This window comes from Tardiphaga sp. OK245 (assembly GCF_900108575.1).
Classification (GTDB): Bacteria; Pseudomonadota; Alphaproteobacteria; order Rhizobiales; family Xanthobacteraceae; genus Tardiphaga; species Tardiphaga robiniae.
Genome location: NZ_FNWZ01000002.1, coordinates 191,046 through 209,112, shown reverse-complemented (window position 1 = coordinate 209,112; position 18,067 = coordinate 191,046). Strand labels below are relative to the sequence as shown.

14 protein-coding genes are annotated in these 18,067 nt (G+C 62.7%); 9 read left to right on the top strand and 5 right to left on the bottom strand.

Annotated features, from left to right (window positions below; translation table 11 throughout):
• Positions 1-371: 371 nt before the first annotated feature.
• The 4 genes from BLW80_RS07660 to BLW80_RS07645 all read left to right on the top strand — a co-directional run bounded on the left by BLW80_RS07660 (position 372) and on the right by BLW80_RS07645 (position 5,977).
• Positions 372-3,845, top strand: a complete 3,474-nt coding sequence (locus tag BLW80_RS07660) for a helicase-related protein (protein ID WP_093757515.1) — start codon at positions 372-374, stop codon at positions 3,843-3,845.
• Between the two features lie 48 nt (positions 3,846-3,893).
• Entirely contained in the window at positions 3,894-4,163 is a 270-nt protein-coding gene (locus tag BLW80_RS07655; RefSeq protein WP_093757514.1) for an RNA-binding S4 domain-containing protein, read from the top strand.
• 151 nt (positions 4,164-4,314) lie between these two features.
• Positions 4,315-4,653: a ferredoxin FdxA gene (gene fdxA / locus BLW80_RS07650; protein ID WP_068730400.1), complete on the top strand. Its 339-nt coding sequence runs from the start codon at positions 4,315-4,317 to the stop codon at positions 4,651-4,653.
• 259 nt (positions 4,654-4,912) lie between these two features.
• Complete coding sequence (locus BLW80_RS07645) at positions 4,913-5,977, top strand: CarD family transcriptional regulator (RefSeq protein ID WP_414717033.1); 1,065 nt, start codon at positions 4,913-4,915, stop codon at positions 5,975-5,977.
• A gap of 84 nt (positions 5,978-6,061) precedes the next feature.
• Here BLW80_RS07645 and BLW80_RS07640 read toward each other — a convergent pair whose 3' ends face one another.
• The gene (locus tag BLW80_RS07640) at positions 6,062-7,525 is read right to left on the bottom strand and encodes a M48 family metalloprotease (RefSeq protein WP_244528038.1); all 1,464 of its coding nucleotides are present in this window, start codon (positions 7,523-7,525) and stop codon (positions 6,062-6,064) included.
• A gap of 101 nt (positions 7,526-7,626) precedes the next feature.
• Positions 7,627-8,412, bottom strand: a complete 786-nt coding sequence (locus tag BLW80_RS07635; RefSeq protein WP_093757512.1) for a thermonuclease family protein — start codon at positions 8,410-8,412, stop codon at positions 7,627-7,629.
• A gap of 231 nt (positions 8,413-8,643) precedes the next feature.
• Between BLW80_RS07635 and BLW80_RS07630 the strand changes: the two genes are divergently transcribed.
• From BLW80_RS07630 to BLW80_RS07615, 4 genes are all read left to right on the top strand, one after another.
• Positions 8,644-9,813, top strand: coding sequence for an ABC transporter substrate-binding protein (locus BLW80_RS07630; RefSeq protein WP_502688596.1), 1,170 nt, complete (start codon positions 8,644-8,646; stop codon positions 9,811-9,813).
• 55 nt (positions 9,814-9,868) lie between these two features.
• Positions 9,869-10,657: an enoyl-CoA hydratase gene (locus BLW80_RS07625; protein WP_170849608.1), complete on the top strand. Its 789-nt coding sequence runs from the start codon at positions 9,869-9,871 to the stop codon at positions 10,655-10,657.
• Positions 10,658-10,659: 2 nt separating this feature from the next.
• Entirely contained in the window at positions 10,660-11,421 is a 762-nt protein-coding gene (locus tag BLW80_RS07620; RefSeq protein WP_439065200.1) for a VOC family protein, read from the top strand.
• 109 nt (positions 11,422-11,530) lie between these two features.
• The gene (locus tag BLW80_RS07615; RefSeq protein WP_093757509.1) at positions 11,531-13,657 is read left to right on the top strand and encodes an acetate--CoA ligase family protein; all 2,127 of its coding nucleotides are present in this window, start codon (positions 11,531-11,533) and stop codon (positions 13,655-13,657) included.
• A 100-nt stretch (positions 13,658-13,757) separates the two neighbouring features.
• On the opposite strand, the gene BLW80_RS07610 is transcribed toward BLW80_RS07615, so the two are convergent.
• From BLW80_RS07610 to BLW80_RS07600, 3 genes are all read right to left on the bottom strand, one after another.
• Positions 13,758-14,564 (bottom strand): enoyl-CoA hydratase/isomerase family protein, encoded by an 807-nt coding sequence (locus BLW80_RS07610; protein WP_093757508.1) that lies wholly within the window; start codon positions 14,562-14,564, stop codon positions 13,758-13,760.
• A 134-nt stretch (positions 14,565-14,698) separates the two neighbouring features.
• Positions 14,699-15,859 carry an acyl-CoA dehydrogenase family protein gene (locus BLW80_RS07605; protein WP_093757507.1) on the bottom strand — a complete coding sequence of 387 codons (1,161 nt, stop codon included), beginning with the start codon at positions 15,857-15,859 and terminating at the stop codon, positions 14,699-14,701.
• A 28-nt stretch (positions 15,860-15,887) separates the two neighbouring features.
• On the bottom strand, positions 15,888-16,952 hold the full coding sequence (locus BLW80_RS07600; protein WP_093757506.1) for an acyl-CoA dehydrogenase family protein: 1,065 nt from the start codon (positions 16,950-16,952) through the stop codon (positions 15,888-15,890).
• Between the two features lie 256 nt (positions 16,953-17,208).
• On the opposite strand from BLW80_RS07600, the gene BLW80_RS07595 reads away from it, so the two are divergent.
• A complete protein-coding gene (locus BLW80_RS07595; RefSeq protein ID WP_093758158.1) occupies positions 17,209-17,994 on the top strand; it encodes an SDR family NAD(P)-dependent oxidoreductase in 786 nt (261 codons plus the stop codon).
• Positions 17,995-18,067: the final 73 nt, after the last annotated feature.

Genomic DNA, 18,067 nt, shown 5'->3' with positions numbered 1-18,067 from the left:
ACCATGAGGGACCGAGACGGGACGCTGCCGCAACATGGCCGCAAGACAAAGTGCGCCATCGCAGCATCGTCGCAAACGCGCCGCAGGATTTGCGCAGGATCCCGGCTTGACTCAAAGCCGGTTCGGAGTCCGTGCGCTGTTCATAACTTCGGGGATTTGTCGGCCCTTGTTGCGCTGTCACAAACTTGATCTAGTCAGTCTCGGAGAATGTCAGCGCGAGATGTTGGGGTGATGCGGCCATGGAGGTGCCGAGTCACCGATTCGGGCCGCTTTCGTTCCGGACTCGTTCCAAACCATCAAAAAGCGCGGCTCTGAAGCGTCGTAACCTGTCTCGGTCTTGACAGTCGGCGACGCGGAAATATCTGAAAAACATGGCCTTTTTGTCTTCTCCGCCCACGCTGTCCAACGGCAGGGCCCCCGGCGCCGGCGTCACCGCGGTGCTCGGCCCCACCAATACCGGCAAGACCCATCTCGCCATCGAGCGCATGCTCGCGCATTCGTCGGGCATCATCGGCCTGCCGCTGCGCCTGCTGGCGCGCGAGGTCTATAATAAAATTTTGGACCGCGTCGGCCCCGAAGCCGTGGCGCTGATCACCGGCGAGGAGAAGATCAAGCCCGCCAAGCCGCGCTACTGGGTGTCCACCGTCGAGGCGATGCCGCGGGATCTCGACGTGTCGTTTCTGGCCGTCGATGAAATCCAGATCGCGGCAGATCTCGAACGCGGCCACGTCTTCACCGATCGCATCCTGCATCGCCGCGGCCGCGACGAGACGCTGCTGCTCGGCGCCGCCACCATGCGCCCGATCATCGAGCGGCTGCTGCCCGGCGCCAGCATCGTGACGCGGCCGCGGCTGTCGCATCTGGAATTCGCCGGCGATCGCAAGATCACGCGGCAGCCGCGCAGGACAGCGATTGTCGCGTTTTCCGCCGACGAAGTTTACGCCATCGCCGAACTCATCAAGCGCCAGCACGGCGGCGCTGCAGTCGTATTGGGCTCGCTGTCGCCGCGCACCCGCAACGCGCAGGTCGCGATGTTCCAGAACGGCGACGTTGACTACTTAGTGGCAACCGACGCGGTCGGAATGGGCCTCAATCTCGACGTCGATCACGTCGCCTTCGCCAGCGATCGCAAATATGACGGCTACCAATTCCGCCGCCTCACGCCGTCGGAATTCGCCCAGATCGCCGGCCGCGCCGGCCGCGCCACGCGCAACGGTACCTTCGGCACCACAGGCCGCTGCGAGCCGTTCGAGCCCGAGCTCGTCAATCAGTTGCAGAACCACATCTTCGAGCCGGTGAAGGTGCTGCAATGGCGCAATTCGAAGCTGGATTTCTCCTCCATCGCGTCGCTGCAGGTCTCGCTGGCGGAGGTGCCGCGCCACGAGGCGCTGACCCGTGCGCCGATCGCCGAGGATCTGCGCGTGCTCGATCATGCCGTCCGTGACGTCGACGTGCGCGAAATGGCGCAGGGCAAGGTCGCCGTCGAGAAACTGTGGGATGCGTGCCAGATTCCAGATTACCGCCGCATCGCGCCCGCTGCACACGCAGAGCTGGTAGTCACTATCTTCAACTTCCTGATGCAGCGTGGGCGCATCCCCGATGCCTGGTTTGGCGCTCAAATCGCGCAAGCGGACCGAACCGACGGCGATATCGACACATTATCGGGCCGAATCGCGCAAATCCGGACCTGGACATTCGTGGCAAATCGTCCCGATTGGCTCTCAGATCCTGATCATTGGCAGGGAATTTCGCGCGAATTGGAAAATAAACTGTCAGATGCCCTTCATAAGAGGCTCACTGAGCGTTTCGTTGATCGTCGTACCAGTGTATTGATGCGCCGCTTGCGGGAAAACACGATGCTGAATACTGAAATTGGTAAGACGGGCGAAGTGATCGTAGAGGGCCATGTGATTGGCCGTCTCGACGGATTTACATTTTTGCCCGATGCGGCCGAGGCTGGCTCGGATGCGAAGGCCTTGCAGGCCACGGCGCTGAAGGCGCTGGCCGGCGAGATCGACGCGCGCGCCGAGAAACTCGGCAATGCGCCGGACGATCAGTTCGTGCTCGCCTCCGACGGCACCATGCGCTGGACCGGCGATGCTGTAGCCCGTCTGGTCGCAGCCGACGATGTGCTGCATCCCCGTCTCCGCATCATCGCCGATGAGCGCCTTTCCGGCGCGCCGCGCGATGCGGTTCAGGCTCGCCTCGATCTCTGGCTGAAGACGCATATCGAGAAGCTGCTCGGGCCGCTGTTCGATCTCACCAAGGCCGAAGACATCACCGGTATCGCACGCGGCATCGCGTTCCAGCTCACCGAAGCGCTGGGCGTGCTGGAGCGGCAGAAGATCGCGACCGAGATGAAGGATCTCGATCAGCCGTCGCGCGCGACCTTGCGCAAATACGGCGTCCGGTTCGGCGCCTATCACATCTATATTCCCGGCCTGCTGAAGCCTGCGGGGCGTTCGCTCGCGGCGTTGCTCTGGGCGTTGAAGCAGGACAATGTCGATATGTCGGCGCTGTCGAGCGCACAGCATCTTGCAGGGTCGGGCCGTACATCCTTCCCGGTCGACAAGCTGCTCGATCGCGATGCCTATCGCGTGCTCGGCTATCGCCAGTGCGGCGAGCGCGCCGTGCGCGTCGATATTCTGGAGCGTCTGGCCGATCTGATCCGTCCTGCATTGGCGTGGCGTGAAGCGTCGCCCGGTGAGAAGCCCGCGGGCGCCTTCGATGGCCGCCACTTCGTGGTGACGCAGGCGATGACCTCGCTCACCGGTTCGGCCGGCGAGGATTTCGCCTCGATCCTGCGTGCCCTGGGCTATCGCATGGAAAAGAAGGCGCCGCTGCCGCCGGCACCGCCGAAGCCGGTCGCTGCGACGACGCCGATTGAGGCCAAGGCAGACGACAACACCGGCGATCAGCCCGACGCCCTGGTGGGACTTGCCGAGTCCGACAAGCCCGGTGAGGACAATGTCATTGCAGTCGAGGCTGCCGCTGAGGCGGCCGAGACGGCTGAGATCGCGACTACGGATGTGGCACCTGCCGAGGTTGCGACCGAAGCGGCCCCGGCCGAGGAAGCTGCAGGCGTGCCGTCGGCATCGCTGTTGCCCGAAGTCGCGCTGGTGCCCAGCGCCGCGCCCGAAGCCGCGCCTGTTGAAGAGACGGCTTCCGTCGAAGCGCAGCCAGAGCCCGCTGCGGCTGTTGCCGAAACCGGGACTGTTGCCGAGACCGCACCTGCTGCCGTGGCCGATGCTGCTGCGCCTGCCGAGGGCGACGCCGCTGCGGTTCCTGCCGTCGCTGCCGAGCCCGAACTGGTCGAAGTCTGGCGCCCGGGTGGCCGTTCGGAAGAACGCCGTCCGCCGCGCCATGACCGCAACCGCCACCATCGCAATACCAACGCCCCGCAGGGCGCTGCGCAGTCGGCTCCCGCCGAAGGCGCCGTGGCCGATGGCGCGCAGCGCGAGCGGCATGACCGCGGAGGCCAAGGGCGCCGCGATCGCAACAATAACAACGAGTTCCGCCGTCCGCGCAGTGATGCACCGGCCGCCGTGGTCTCCGCCGAAGGTGCGCCGAACCGCGACAACCGTGGCAATCGCGGTAACCGCGACAGCAAGCCGGGCGAGGGTGGCCGTCCGCCGCGTGAGCGCGAACGCTTCCAGGGCAAGGGCAAAGGCCCCTTCAAGGGCGGCGACAAGGGCCGTGAGGGCCGTGGCAACGACCGCGGCGGGGCGACCCGTCCATTCGCCACATCGGCCGCACCGCGCGAACGGGACCGTCCGATCGATCCGAACTCCCCCTTCGCGAAACTCGCCGCGCTCAAGGAACAGCTCAGCGGCCGCAAGGATTGATGCAGGTCATGTAAGGCGGCACCGAGCCGCCATTTGGTGGTGTGCTGATTGGAGCGCCAGCGTCTTGATAAATGGCTGTGGCACGCGCGGGTGGTAAAGGCCCGCACCAGTGCCGTTGCGTTGGTGGAAGGCGGCAAGGTCCGCATCAATGGCGAGCGCGAGAAATCGCCGGGCCACGGTGTGAAGATTGGCGACGTCCTCACGGTGGCGCTGGATCGCACCGTGCGGGTGATGAAGGTCGAGGGCTTCTCGGAACGGCGCGGCGATGCCACTGCGGCGCGCGTGCTCTATACCGATTTGCAACACCTTCCGGAGTAACTATCTAGGCTAGATGCCGCGTCCAACGATGGTTTCGTGGCAGGCTTTTTCCTTGGTCGAAATGCCCTGACCTATGCCGGCCGCGTCCCTTGCGGCAGCGGGGTTGGTGCGCTACGCAAACATTGAATATCGATCGTTTCCGGAGTTCTGGATGACTTACGTCGTCACCGACAATTGCATCAAATGTAAATACACCGACTGCGTCGAAGTGTGTCCCGTGGACTGCTTCTACGAGGGTGAAAACATGCTGGTCATCCATCCGGACGAATGCATTGATTGCGGTGTCTGCGAGCCCGAATGCCCGGCGGACGCGATCAAGCCTGATACCGAAGGCAATATCGAGAAGTGGCTGCAGATCAATCTGGAACACGCCAAGACGTGGCCGAACATCACCCAGAAGATCGACGAACTGCCCGAAGCCAAGGAATTCGATGGTCAGGAAGGCAAGTACGAGAAGTATTTCTCGGCGGCGCCTGGCAAGGGCGACTGAGTTCCCCGGTCACAACGATCAAGCAATTGATTGGGTGACCCCGATACCCCCAGCCACACGAAATTTACCCTAGCCCCGATTATGCCCCGGAAGCGGCCGCCGAGCGGCCGCGACAGGGCATAAATCATTGATTTTTGCGGGAAATGTGCTATAATAGGCACAATTCAAGAAGCTGGACCATGTGGTGCCGCTCGATTTGGCCCTGCCGGGTTCCCGTTTAAACATCAAACAGGGGCGTGGCGGTTTCCACGCGCAGGCTGTGTCACAGAAAACGCGTAAAAAGAGTGTTTCCAAGGCTGCTGTTTCGAAGAAGGCTACTGCTTCGAAGGTTTTGGATCCGAAGGCTTCCAAGAAAACAACTGCGGCGAGCCGCGTTGTGAAGGGTCCTGCTGCGAAGAATTCTGTCACCAAAGGCCGTGCCCGGGCTCCTGTCAAGGACACCCGGACCGCCGCGAAGGCTGCGGCTGAAAAGTCCTCCAAAAATAAAAGAAGTGCAATGCCCAACAAGACTGCCAAACCTGCCCCGAAGGCTGCTGCTTCGAAGACCACTGCCGCTAAGCCTGCTGCGCCGAAGACGGCTGCGAAGGCTCCTGTGGCCAAGGCTCCGGTTGCTGCGCCCGCTGTGAAGGCTGCTGCGCCGAAGGAAGCTGCCAAGGTTGCTGCAAAGCCCGTGGCCGCCAAGCCGGCGCCCGCTGCGGCTCCGCGCGTCGAAGAGCCGAAGAAGCCACTGACCCAGCGTCAGGGCTTCAAGACCAACGAATTCGTTGTCTATCCGGCGCATGGTGTTGGCCAGATCCTCGCCATCGAAGAGCAGGAAATTGCAGGCGCCAGGCTTGAACTCTTCGTGATCAATTTCATGAAGGACAAGATGACCCTGCGCGTTCCGACCGCGAAGGTCGCGAATGTCGGCATGCGCAAGCTGTCCGAGCCGGCGCTGGTCAAGCGCGCGCTGGAGACACTGAAGGGCCGTGCCCGCATCAAGCGCACCATGTGGTCGCGCCGCGCACAGGAATACGAAGCGAAGATCAACTCGGGCGATATCGTTGCCATCGCCGAAGTGGTCCGCGATCTGTTCCGCTCCGACTCGCAGCCCGAGCAGTCCTACAGCGAACGTCAGCTGTATGAAGCAGCTCTCGATCGTCTGTCGCGCGAAATCGCTGTGGTTCAGCACGTCACCGAGACCGAAGCGGTCAAGGAGATCGAAGGCCAGCTCGCCAAGAGTCCGCGCCGTGGCGCCAAGGCCGAGGCAGGCGCCGAAGCCGGTGCTGACGAGGCCGACAGCGATGGTGACGATGATGTCGCCGCCGCGGACGAGGCTGCATAAGCAGCGTCTCGCAAGTTGAATACGAAAAGCCCGGCCGAGAGGCCGGGCTTTTTTGTTGTCTATGAGAAAGTACTTGGGTGGATCTCAATCCACCACGACCTTGACGCGGTCGCGGGCTTTCACGCTGGCATTGTTCTCGAGCCCGTTCAATACGCGGAAGCGCTCCAGTGGACGATCGACGCCGCTCATGCGATGCGACAGTGACTCCACGGTGTCTCCGGGCTGCACGGTGATCACCTTGATGCGCAGCGGACGGGCGGCCTGAATCTCGGCGAGCGTCAGGCGGCGGAACGAGTTGACGGTGTCGCGGGCGTTGCGTTCGCTCTCGGTGCTCTTCTGCTTGGCAGCGAAGATGAAGCGGTAGACGTCGCTGCCGAAGCGCAACGCGTAAACGCGGAATTGCCACTGGTCGCCGCGCGCGATGGCGGACGCTGCCGGGAAGCCGTTGATGGTCAGCTCTTCCGTGGTGGCTTTGTCGACATTCTCCATCCATCCGGAATTGAGGTAGTCGCTCAGCGTCTGTTCGGATGGTACGCGGACCACGTCGAAGCGCATGGCCTGATTGCCGCCTTCGCGCACGCCGATCACCGCCTGCGCCGTATTGTCGAGAGTGAAGGCCTCCGGCGCCTGGAAGGTGAAGCCGAGCTTGGGATGCAGGAAGCGGCGGCCGCGCACGAAACCCTCGCTCGGATCCTCGCCATAGACGATGCCGTCGATGGCCGAGAGATAGGTCTCGCGATCGCGCTCGCCGCCGTCGGGCGAGGAATATTGCCGCGCATTGGCTTGCGCATTCTGCACGCGCTCTGGCGTCGCCGGATGGGACGACAGGAAGTCCTGCGCGCGGGGATCGAGCGGCGTGCGGCTGGCCTTCAGCGCCGCGTTGCGCTCCATCGCAGCGAGAAAGCGCGACGCGCCATAGGGATCGAACTTTGCGCGGGCCGAGATGCCTACGCCGATGCCGTCGGCTTCGAACTCCTGCGCGCGCGAGAAGCTCGCCATCGTCAGTTTGGATTTGGCGAGCGCGAGTGCGGTGAGATCGGGATCGCTGCCCATATCCGTCACGACACGCGTGACGATCGAGGCCTGCCGTGCCTGCTCTTCGCGGATCGAGGCGTGCTTGGCAAGTACATGCGCCATCTCGTGCGACAGTACCGACGAAATCTCGGATGTATCGCTGGCCAGCGCGATCAGGCCGCGCGTGACATAGAGTTGTCCGGTCGGCAGGGCGAAGGCGTTGACGGCGCCGGAATTGAGGATCGTGACCTTGTAGGCGAGGTCCGGTCGCTCAGAGGCAGCGACCAGCCGATCGACGGTCTTGGTGATCAGTGATTCCAGCCGCGGGTCGTCATAGGCGCCGCCATAGGATGCGAGGATGCGCTCGTGTTCTTTCTCGGCGGCCGGGGTCTGCACCACGGCAGGCTTCGGCGGCTTGGCCGGCACCGTCGGCTTGACCGACGAGGCGGCCTCGAACCGGCTGGCATCGCCACAGGCCGATAGAGCGAGCGCGGCGCACAGCAGGGTAGGCGCAGCCCAAAGGCGGCGGCTCAAGCTGGTTTGCCGTCCCACACCCGTCACGTCGTCCACTCTCTGCCCAAACAGCCCATTCGCCCAAATCATCTTCGCTCAAGCGATCTTGCTGCCCAAGTGGCCTACTTGGCGCCGACCACTTCGATCTGCCACACCCCGAGCGCCTCGATCCGCGGCCCGCCGCGCCTCTCGATCCATCCCCGAACGCGAATATGTCGTCTTTCCAGGGACTTAAGCATAATTCCTGCCGTCTCGAAGGCGGCTATCATGCGCCTTGAAACGGTCACCGCAAAGTCCTCAGTCCAGCGACGCCCGAAATTGACGTAGGTCACCGTCCCGGCCTGGCGAACCGACAGAACCCGCCCCTCGACCACCCCGAAACGCCCCACATCGGCCAAGATATCGCCGGGACTTTCCGCGTTTTTTATGACGTTGGTTTGAGCCCAGATTCCGCGCTTCAGCCGGCGGGCCAAGCCTTCTGCAGCGGCGAGTTCCGCCGCACAGGCCTTGTCGGAAATCGTGCCGGAGGCGAGGGCGGCGCCCTGTGCCAGAAGCTGCGCCTGGAGCGACGGCGCAGCGGGATCGACGAAGACAAAAGCCGGTTGCCGGCCGTAGCGATCCGGCATGTCGCTTTCGCCGTACAAGGTGACATCACGGCCGGAGGCCAGTGCGAAGAGATCATTCGTCGGCCCTGATGAGTTCGCGATCGGCTCGATCCCCGCCAGACGGATCACGTTGCCGTCGCTCAAACGCAATGTTCTGACATCGATCACGTCGGCGACACGACCTTCGCCCTGCGCGGCGAACATGCAGGCCGCCGACGCAGATTGCGCGGACGTTGAAATGCCGATTGCCAGCCACAGCGCTGCGGCATGCGACAAGTCACACTTTGCAGATGCGGCACGCATCACGCCACCTTGCGAGCTCCGGTCAACCTCTCGTCTATCATAGCCAGCAATCCATTCCGCTTTGCGGAAAACCTTGATGTCTTTGCAGCTATTCTTGGCAGCGCCGCCGCTTGCCGCTGTTGTTCCGTTGCGGCATGATCGCGATAACAACAACACCGCGCACGAACAATAACGGCGCGTCCGAGGGAGGGATTTTTGAAGAAGATCATTTCAGGTCTGCTGGCGTCAGCAATGGCGTTCGCGGCAACAAGTGCCATAGCGCAGACCAAGCCGCTGAAGCTCGGCGCCATTCTCGATATGTCGGGTCTGTATGCCGATATCACCGGCGTCGGCAGCGAGACCGCAGCCAAGATGGCCGCGGAAGATTTCGGCGGTGAAGTGCTGGGCCGCAAGATCGAGATCATTGCTGCTGACCATCTCAACAAGGCTGATCTGTCCGCCAACATCGCACGCGACATGCTTGATAATCAGGGCGTCGAGGCGATCATCGACGTTGCGGCATCGGCGACCGCGCTGGCTGCGAGTGAAATCGCGCGCGCGCGCAACAAGATCATCATCTTCAACGGTCCAGGCTCAATCCGCCTCAGCAACGAGGCCTGCGGCCCCTATACGGTGCATTATGTGTTCGACACTTACGCGCAGGCAAATGTGACCGGTCTCGCCACCGTGAAAAATGGTCTCGACACCTGGTTCTTCCTGTCCGCGGATTATGCATTCGGTGCGGATCTCGAGAAAGACACCACGGCTGTCGTCACCAAGGCCGGTGGCAAGGTGCTGGGCTCGGTCAAGCATCCGCTGAATACGTCGGATTTCTCGTCCTTCCTGCTGCAGGCGCAGAGCTCCAAAGCCAAGGTCGTCGGCCTCGCCAATGCTGGCGGTGATACGATCACCGCGATCAAGCAGGCGGCCGAGTTCGGCCTGACGCGGAGCGGCGGACAGAAACTGTCGCCGCTGCTGGCCTTCATCTCCGACATCGACAGCGTCGGTCTCGATACCGCCCAAGGCCTGATCTTGGCGGAAGCGTTCTATTGGGATCTCAATGACGAGACGCGCGCGTTCACCAAGCGCTTTCAGGAGCGCACCAAGCGCGTGCCGACATCGGCCCAGGCAGGCGTGTATTCATCGGTGCTGCATTATCTCAAGGCCGTGAAGGCCGCCGGCACCACGGACCCGGCTCCGGTCATGAAGCTCATGAAGGAGACGCCGATTAACGACATGTTCGCCAAGAATGGCCGGATTCGCGAGGATGGCCGCATGGTGCATGACATGTACCTGTTCGAGGTGAAGAAGCCATCGGAATCCAAGGGCCGCTGGGACGACTACAAGCTGCTCGCGACCGTTCCCGCAGAGCAGGCATTTCAGCCGCTGGAAGCCTCGCGCTGTCCGCTGGTGAAAAAGTAATCGTCGGGGCTTGAAGCTTGCCGGACGATCAAGAACAACAACAAGGAGCGCAATCATGAGCGACATCGTCCTGCAGGACCTCGACAACGGTCTTCTGACCATCACCATGAATCGTCCGGATCGGCGCAATGCGCTCAATCCGGAGATGACACAGGGGCTGGTCGCGGCAGCACGCCGTGCGCAGGAAGATCACGACGTCCGCGCCGTGCTCATCAAGGGCGCCGGCGGCACGTTCTGTGTCGGTGGCGACGTCAAGTCGATGGCGGCCGGCCGCGCGCCGCTGCCGTTCGAGGCCAAGCGCGCCAATCTGCGCCGCGGCATGGAAGTGTCGCGCATTCTGCACCAGATGCCGAAGCCGGTGGTGGCGCAGCTCGACGGTGCGGCCGCAGGCGCCGGTCTTTCGATCGCGCTGTCCTGCGATCTCCGTGTCGCCAGCAAATCGGTGAAGATCACCACGGCTTTCGCCAAGGTCGGCTTCTCCGGTGATTATGGCGGCACCTATTTCCTGACCAAGATGCTCGGCAGCGCCAAGGCACGCGAGCTCTATCTGATGTCGCCGGTGCTCTCCGCACAGGAAGCGCTGGCGCTCGGCATGGTGACGAAGGTCGTCGATGACGCCGAGGTGGAGACAGCGGCACGCGACTTAGCAATGTCACTCGCCCAGGGCCCGAGCATCACCTACGGCTATATCAAGACCAACATCAACAATGCCGAGACGATGACGCTCGAAGCCTGTTTCGACGGCGAGGCGATCCATCACACCCGCTGCAGCGATACCGACGATCACAAAGAGGCCGCCAAGGCCTTCGTCGAGAAGCGCAAGCCGGTCTTCAAGGGGCAATGATCATGAGCCAGATGCGGTTGCGGCAAGTTTGTCTGGTCGCTCCGCATCTGGAGCCAGTGGTGAGCGATATCGCGGCCATTCTTGGCCTCAATGTCTGCTACCGCGATCCTCATGTCGGCAAATACGGGCTTGAAAATGCACTGATGCCCGTTGAGGCGACGTTGCTCGAAGTGGTCGCGCCGACGCAGCCGGGCACGGCGGCTGGGCGGTTCATGGAGAAATCCGGCGGGCGCGGCGGCTATATGGTGATCCTGTCCTGCGAGGATCCCGACGAGCGTGGGCGCTTCGCCGCCAACATCGGCGTGCGCACCGCCAATGTGATCGATCATCCGCCCTATCACGGCGTGCAATTGCATCCACGCGATTGCCGGGCCGCCTTCATCGAGTTCAATCACACCAAAGACAGCGACGACGATTTCGGGCCGTATCCGCCGGCCGGTCCGGACTGGCAGGAGGCGATCCGCCACGACATCACGCGCGCGCTCACCGAGGTCGAGCTGCAGAGTCCGGACCATTACGATCTGGCGCAGCACTGGAGCAATATCATCGGCGTGCCGCTGACCTCGGCCCGCAACGACGATCCGCAGATCGCGTTCACGAACGGCTGTTTGCGCTTCGCCAAGGGTAAGAGCGAAGCGATGACCGGGATCACTTTTCGCGTCAACGACGTCGCACAGGTGCTCGGCAGCGCACGGGCACGCGGATGTCCCTGCGCCGGGGATGCATTTCTGCTGGCCGGGGTCACGTTTCGCGTCGTTGCGTGATCGCGGCAATCGCCGCACGATCCCCTCTTTTCTGACGCGTTTCCTTCATGCGAACCGGTATCCACTTCGCTCGGAAACGCTACGGCAACAACAATAAACCGGAAACGCCATGACAGTGACACGTCCGCATCCGCTGGACTCGTTCTTCAATCCATCCAGCATCGCCATCATTGGCGCTTCCCGCGATGTCACGAAGATCCCGGGCCTGCTTCTTTCCTTTTTGCGCAAGAATCAGTTCTCCGGCGCGATTTATCCGGTCAATCCGAACTATCCGGATATCGATGGGCTGACGTGCCACCCGAGCATCGCAGCCATCGGGCAGCCGATAGATCTCGCCATCGTGATCATTCCTGCGCGTGTCGTGCTCGGCGCGCTTGAGGAGTGCGCGACGCTCGGCGTCAAACACGCCATCATCATCTCCTCCGGCTTTGCCGAGGAAGGCGGCGATTCCATCGCGATGCAGGACGCCATCGCGGCGCTGGCCAAGCGCACGGGAATGCGGATCTCCGGACCGAATGCGGAGGGGTATTACAACCAGATTGCCGGCATCGCCGCGACCTTCAGCCCAACCGTCGATGTAAGGCCGGACCAGCTGCCGGTGGTCGCTACCACGAAGCGGATCGGAATCGTCGCGCAATCCGGCGGCATCGGCTTTGCGATCTATAACCGCGCCAAGTCGCTCGGCATTGCCCTCAGCACCGTGATCTCGACCGGTAACGAGTCCGATCTCGGTGCCGGCGAATTCTTCGACTACATGGTGCAGGATACGGCAACCGACGTGATCCTGCTGTTCATCGAGGGCATTCGCGACGTCGACAAATTTCTCGCCGCGGCTCGCAAGGCGGCGGAGCTCGGCAAGCCGGTCATCGTTGTAAAGGTCGGCCGCTCCGGTGCTGGCGAGCGCGCAGCAGCCTCGCATACCGCCAGTATGGCGGGCTGGACGGCCGCCTATGATGCGGTGTTCGCGCGCTATGGATTCATCGTCTCCAACGATCTCGACGAAGCGGTGACCATCGCCGCCGTGCTGACCACGTCGCCGCTGCCGAAGGGCGACCGCGTCGCTGTCGTCACCGTCTCGGGTGGCGCAGGTATCTGGGGCGCTGATGCGGTGTCGGTGCAGGGGCTGCAGGTGCCCGAATTGTCGGACGGCGTTCAGGCGACGATTCGCGGGCTGATCCCGTCCTACGGGTCGCCGTGCAATCCGATCGATATCACGGCCCAGGCGGTGCATAGCGGCGGGCTGCAAAAGACCATTGAACTGCTCGACAGGTCTGACGAGGTCGATGCGATCCTGGTGGTCATCTCGCTGTCGAGTGAGACGCGGATGCCGTTCAAGACACCGGAGCTGAAGCCCGTCATTGCCGCGCAGAACAAACCGATTGTGTTCTGGTCCTATACGCTGCCGTCGAACTTTGCGCGCATGGGTCTCGCCGAGTCCGGCGTCGTCGTTTTGTCCGGCCTCACCCATGTCAGTGTAGCGTTGCGGCGACTCGTTGATCACGCAAGATTCAAGCTTGTAGAGCCGGTTGCTACAGCGGCACCTGCGCAGAATGATCTGGCTGAGCATCTGACCGCACCAACGCTCTCCGAGTATGACAGCAAGGCGCTGTTGCAGATTGCCGGTGTCGCGCTGCCAGGCGAGGTTCTTGTCACCGACAGATCATCGCTGGATGCAGCGATTGCCAAGATCGGCTTCCCGCTGGTGATGAAAATCCAGTCGCGCGACATTCCGCACAAGAGCGAGGTTGGCGGCGTCAGGGTCAACATCACCACGAAGAATGAAGCCTCAGCTGCCTATGACGCGCTGACCGCCAGCGCCCGGCAGCACCGACCGCAGGCCGCGCTGCAGGGCGTGCTCGTTTCGCCGATGGCTAGCAAGGGTGTCGAGATCATCGTGGGCACACTACTGGATGAGACCTTTGGGCCGATGGTGATGGTCGGCCTTGGTGGAGTGACGGCGGAATTGTTCAAGGACGTGGTCTATCGTCCGGCGCCCGTGAGTGCCGCTGAGGCTGCTTCCATGCTAGGCGCACTCAAGGCCGCGCCGTTGCTGAACGGCTTTCGCGGCGCGCTGAAGGCCGACGTGTCGGCGGCGGCGGAGCTGATTGCGCAGCTCTCGCAGCTCGCAGCTCAGTTCAAGGGCGAGATTGCCGAGATCGAACTCAATCCGGTACTGGTGCATCCGGCGGGCGAGGGCACCACCATCGTCGATGCGTTGGTGGTGCGGAAAGACTAGAGTGCCCATGACATAAAAATGGCCGGGGCGTCTAGCGAAGCTCGCTTCGCGCTGCCCGGCCATTTCCAAGTGAGGTTTGAAAAACAAACCCGACGGGGACTTAGCGCCCCTTGAAGTTCGGCACCCGGCGTTCGGCAGTCGCCGCAACGCCTTCCTTGAAATCTTCTGTCTTACGCAGGCGCGTCTGTTCGGCGAGTTCGTGCTCCGTCGCCTTGGCGACGCGGTCGGCGAGGTTGTTGCGCATGGTGGCGCGGGTAGAGAGCAGGCCGAGCGGCGAGCATTCGGCGATCTCCTCGGCGAGCTTGATGGCGGCGTTGCGGACCTCGGCCTGCGGCACCAGCACATTGGCGAGGCCCATCTTCAGGGCTTCCTCTCCGCCCACACGGCGGCTGGTGTAGAACATCAACTCCGCATTGTTCTTGCCGACCACTTCGGTGAGCGCGACCGTCAGGCCGAAGCCGGGATGGAAGCCGAGCTTGGTGAAGTTGGCGGCGAAGCGGGTTTCCGGGCAAGCTACGCGGAAATCGGCCGACACCGCGAGGCCGAGGCCACCGCCGATGGCTGCGCCCTGGACGGCGGCGACGATCGGCTTCTTAGCGCGGAAGATACGCACGGCTTCCATATAGAGATGGCCGATGGAACCGAGATTGTCAGCGGGGTCGCCGCTTTTGGCGGCCGCTTCGGTTTCCTTGCGGTTGGGATCGCTGAAATCGGCGCCGGCGCAGAACGCCTTGCCTTGCGCGCACAGAACCGTCGCCCGGATTTCGGGATTGGCATCGATCTCGTCCAGCGCGTTGGCGATCTGCTGGATCAGCAGGATGTCGAAGAAGTTCAGAGGCGGCTTGCGAATCTCGATAATCGCAATGTGGCCGCGGGTCTCGACGCCGATGTCTTTGTAGGTGGTCATTTGTTTCCTCGTCATTCCGGGGCGCGCCCGGCGCTTGCCGGGTGTGGACCCGGAATCTGGATGTGTTCAATCATGTCGAGGTTCCGGGTTCACACGCGCAAGATGCGGGTATGAACCCGGAACGACGAGTTATTTCAGCGCAGACCAAGTCCGCGCGCGATGATGCCGCGCAGGACTTCGGTGGTGCCGCCCTGAATGGTCAGTTTCGGCGCGGTCTTGATCGCGAAGCCCAGCATCTCGTCCAGCGTGGCGTGATTGGAGGCGTTGTCGTCGACGAAGGCCGCGAGTTCGCGTACGCGATGAGGCAACTGCTGCTCCCAGATCGTGCCGATATCCTTGACGATGGACGCTTCCACCACCGGCTCCTTGCCAGCCTGCAGCATGCCGGCCACCGACACCGACATGCGCCGCATCGTGTGCAGTTGCGCGACAAGGCGGCCGATGCCTTCGGCGCTGCGGGTGTCCGGCTCCGGGCCGACAGCGCGGACCAGTTCGGTCAGCACGTAATAGGTCTCAAGGAAACGTTCGGGGCCGGATCGCTCATAAGCGAGCTCACTGGTGGCTTGTTTCCAGGCGCTGTCGATCTCGCCTAGCATGTGGTCGTCCGGCACGAAGTGATCGGTGAACACGACTTCGTTGAATTCGTACTGGCCGGTGATCTGCGCGATCGGGTTCACCGTGATACCCGGCTTCTTCATATTGACCAGAAACTGCGTCAACCCGTGGCGGCGGTTTTCCTTGGTCGGGGTCGATGTGCGGAAGATCGCGATCATGTAGTCGGCCATATGGGCCGAGGTCGTCCAGATCTTGCTGCCGTTGATGAGCCAGCCGCCGTCGGTCTTGGTGGCCTTGGTCTTGGCGGCGAACAGGTCGGAGCCGGAATTCGGTTCGCTCATGCCGATGGAGAAACAGACCTCGCCGCGGCAGATGCGCGGCAGGATGTCCATCTTGATGTGTTCGGGCGCATATTTCAGCAGCACCGGGCCGCTTTGGCGGTCGGCAACGAAAAAGCGGCGCACCGGCGCGTTGGCCACGCGCATCTCCTCGGTAACGACGTAGCGTTCAAGGAACGAACGCTCGTGGCCGCCATATTTCTTGGGCCAGGTCATGCCGAGCCAGCCGCGCTCACCAACGCGCTTGCTGAATTCGGGATTGTCCGAGTCCTCGCGCTGGGGCTTGTGCGGATCGAAAGTGCCAGCGGCGATTTCCTCGGCGAGGAACGCGCGGACTTCCTTGCGCAACTGCTCGCATTCGGGCGGCAGGCGGATCGGATCGAAACGAAGGGCAGCAGTCATGTGAAAGGATCTCGTTTCTTGTGTTCGATCAGCGCGAAGCGACCAGAGGCCACAGCTCGTCGGCACCGCGCGCAGCGACCAGTTTGCCGAGCTCGACCGCCCAGTAGCTCTCGCTGCCGAAATCATCGCGCCATGCCAATGCGCGCAGCGTGTAGCGATGCAGGATGTGCTCCTGCGTGAAGCCGATGGCCCCAAGAACCTGATGCGCGATGGCGGCGCCCTTTTCGGCGGCCTCGGAGCAACGGATCTTTGCAGCGGCGGCCTCGAGGAAGAGCGCGTCGTCAAGCGGTGCCCCGCTGGAGAAGGCGTCAGCCGCGGAACTGGCAGCGGCGAGGGCTGCCGAGGTCTCGCCTGCGAGCTTCGCCAGATTGTGCTGCACCGCCTGGAATTTCGAGATCTTCTTCTCGAACGCCACGCGCTCGCCGGAATAGTTCACGCCGATGCCGAGCATGGTTTCCAGTGCCCCGGCAATCTGCTGGCTGCGCACGAGTGCGCCCATCAGCAACAGCGCGTTCTGATCGAAGCCCGATGGTGCAGATTGAAGGGTGACCGGTTTCACAGTGTCGAAATGCACCGTGTCGGAGGGGTCATCGGCCAGACCGAGCCCGGCTTCGATGCGGCAGGTGCTGGCGTCCACCAGCGCAATAGAGGCGCCGCCAATGCCGGAGGCGACGACGGCGATGAATTTCGCATCCTTCGCGAACGGCACGCCACGTGCGCGGCCTGTGATTGTACCATCCGCGTTGAGCGTGAGGCGATCGCGCGGGTTTGCCGGCGCGACGGTCATCATTCCTGCCGGCGATTTGATCTGGGCCTGGGTGAGCAGCCAGCCTGCCAGCATGGTCTCGGCGAGGGGCACCGCAACGCCGGCGCGGCCGGCGACGCTGAGGACGCTGAAACCTTCGGCCATGCTGGTGCCGGAGCCGTCGCACTCTTCAGGCACCCATGAGAGCGGCAGTCCGGCATCGGTCAGTGCCTGCCAGAGCGGCGCTTTCCAGCTACCGTTCTTGTCGTGATTGATGGTTTGTGCGTCAGCGAGATCGGCGAAAATACGTTCCGCGGTTTCCGCAACGATATTGTCTGCGTCCGTCAAGGCGTTCCCCGTGTGCTAGCGCATCTCATTCGGCAGGGAATGCCGGGCATGGGCGCTGCCACTTTTCTTGCATTCATGATGCGGAAAAGGTGGAAGGAAGACAAGCGGGCTGGCCGCAGAGGGGCCTGCGGTGGCGGCATGATGTGTTGGTGCAGCGCAATTTAATTCCGCAAAGCGAACTTGTGCCGCGTTGTATACCAGCGCGACCGCATTATGGTAGATCGCATCAGCGTCAGAACAAGCAGAGGAAATGCAGATGGCAAGTGACGGTTTGTGCGTCGTGATTACAGGGGCGGCATCGGGGCTTGGTGCTGCGACCGCCGCCATTCTCGCCAAGGACGGCGCCCGTATTGTCATCAACTATTCGTCGAGTCAGAAGGAAGCCGAAGCCACTGCCGAGCTGTGCCGCGATGCTGGTGCAACCGAAGTCATCGTGGTTCAAGGCGATGTATCGAAGGACGACGATTGCAAGAACATCGTCGCGGCTGCCCAGCACTGGGGGCGGATCGATGCGCTGATCAACAATGCCGGCATGACCAAGCATGTGCCGCATCACGATCTCGATGGCCTGTCCGCAGAAGATTTCCAGCGCATCTACGCGGTCAACACGATCGGGCCCTATCAGATGGTGCGTGCGGCGCGTGCCTTGCTCGAAGCCGGCGCCAAGGCGTCGGGTCGTGCTTCGGCCGTCGTCAATGTCTCGTCGATGGCCGGTATCACAGGCGGCGGTTCGTCAGTCGCCTATGCCGCCAGCAAGGGCGCGCTGAATTCGATGACGCTGTCGCTCGGCCGAGCACTAGCTCCGCTGATCCGCGTCAATACGGTCTGCCCTGGCTATATCGATACGCCGTGGTTCACCAAGGGACGCGGTGCGGACGGCGCTGCCAAAGTTCGCGATGCCGTGATCGCGCGGGTTCCGCTGAAGGTGGCCTCGACCGCGGAGGACGTCGCCGCCCTGATCTGCTTCCTCGCCACGTCGCCATCGAGCAATATGACGGGCGAATTGGTGCGGATGGATGCCGGCATGCATCTGCTGGCCTGATCGGAAACCTGCGTCAAACAGCAAAAAGCCTCGGGTAATGCCCGAGGCTTTTTCATTCTCGATTGCTGGCAGA

What these genes read in the sequence shown, in the direction of transcription:
- BLW80_RS07625 (WP_170849608.1), top strand. Translation starts at nt 9,869, where the DNA reads ATGAGCGACATCGTCCTGCAGGACCTCGACAACGGTCTTCTGACCATC.
- BLW80_RS07610 (WP_093757508.1), bottom strand. Translation starts at nt 14,564, where the DNA reads ATGACCACCTACAAAGACATCGGCGTCGAGACCCGCGGCCACATTGCG.
- BLW80_RS07660 (WP_093757515.1), top strand. Translation starts at nt 372, where the DNA reads ATGGCCTTTTTGTCTTCTCCGCCCACGCTGTCCAACGGCAGGGCCCCC.
- BLW80_RS07620 (WP_439065200.1), top strand. Translation starts at nt 10,660, where the DNA reads ATGAGCCAGATGCGGTTGCGGCAAGTTTGTCTGGTCGCTCCGCATCTG.
- BLW80_RS07605 (WP_093757507.1), bottom strand. Translation starts at nt 15,859, where the DNA reads ATGACTGCTGCCCTTCGTTTCGATCCGATCCGCCTGCCGCCCGAATGC.
- BLW80_RS07635 (WP_093757512.1), bottom strand. Translation starts at nt 8,412, where the DNA reads ATGCGTGCCGCATCTGCAAAGTGTGACTTGTCGCATGCCGCAGCGCTG.
- fdxA (WP_068730400.1), top strand. Translation starts at nt 4,315, where the DNA reads ATGACTTACGTCGTCACCGACAATTGCATCAAATGTAAATACACCGAC.
- BLW80_RS07630 (WP_502688596.1), top strand. Translation starts at nt 8,644, where the DNA reads ATGGCGTTCGCGGCAACAAGTGCCATAGCGCAGACCAAGCCGCTGAAG.
- BLW80_RS07595 (WP_093758158.1), top strand. Translation starts at nt 17,209, where the DNA reads ATGGCAAGTGACGGTTTGTGCGTCGTGATTACAGGGGCGGCATCGGGG.
- BLW80_RS07615 (WP_093757509.1), top strand. Translation starts at nt 11,531, where the DNA reads ATGACAGTGACACGTCCGCATCCGCTGGACTCGTTCTTCAATCCATCC.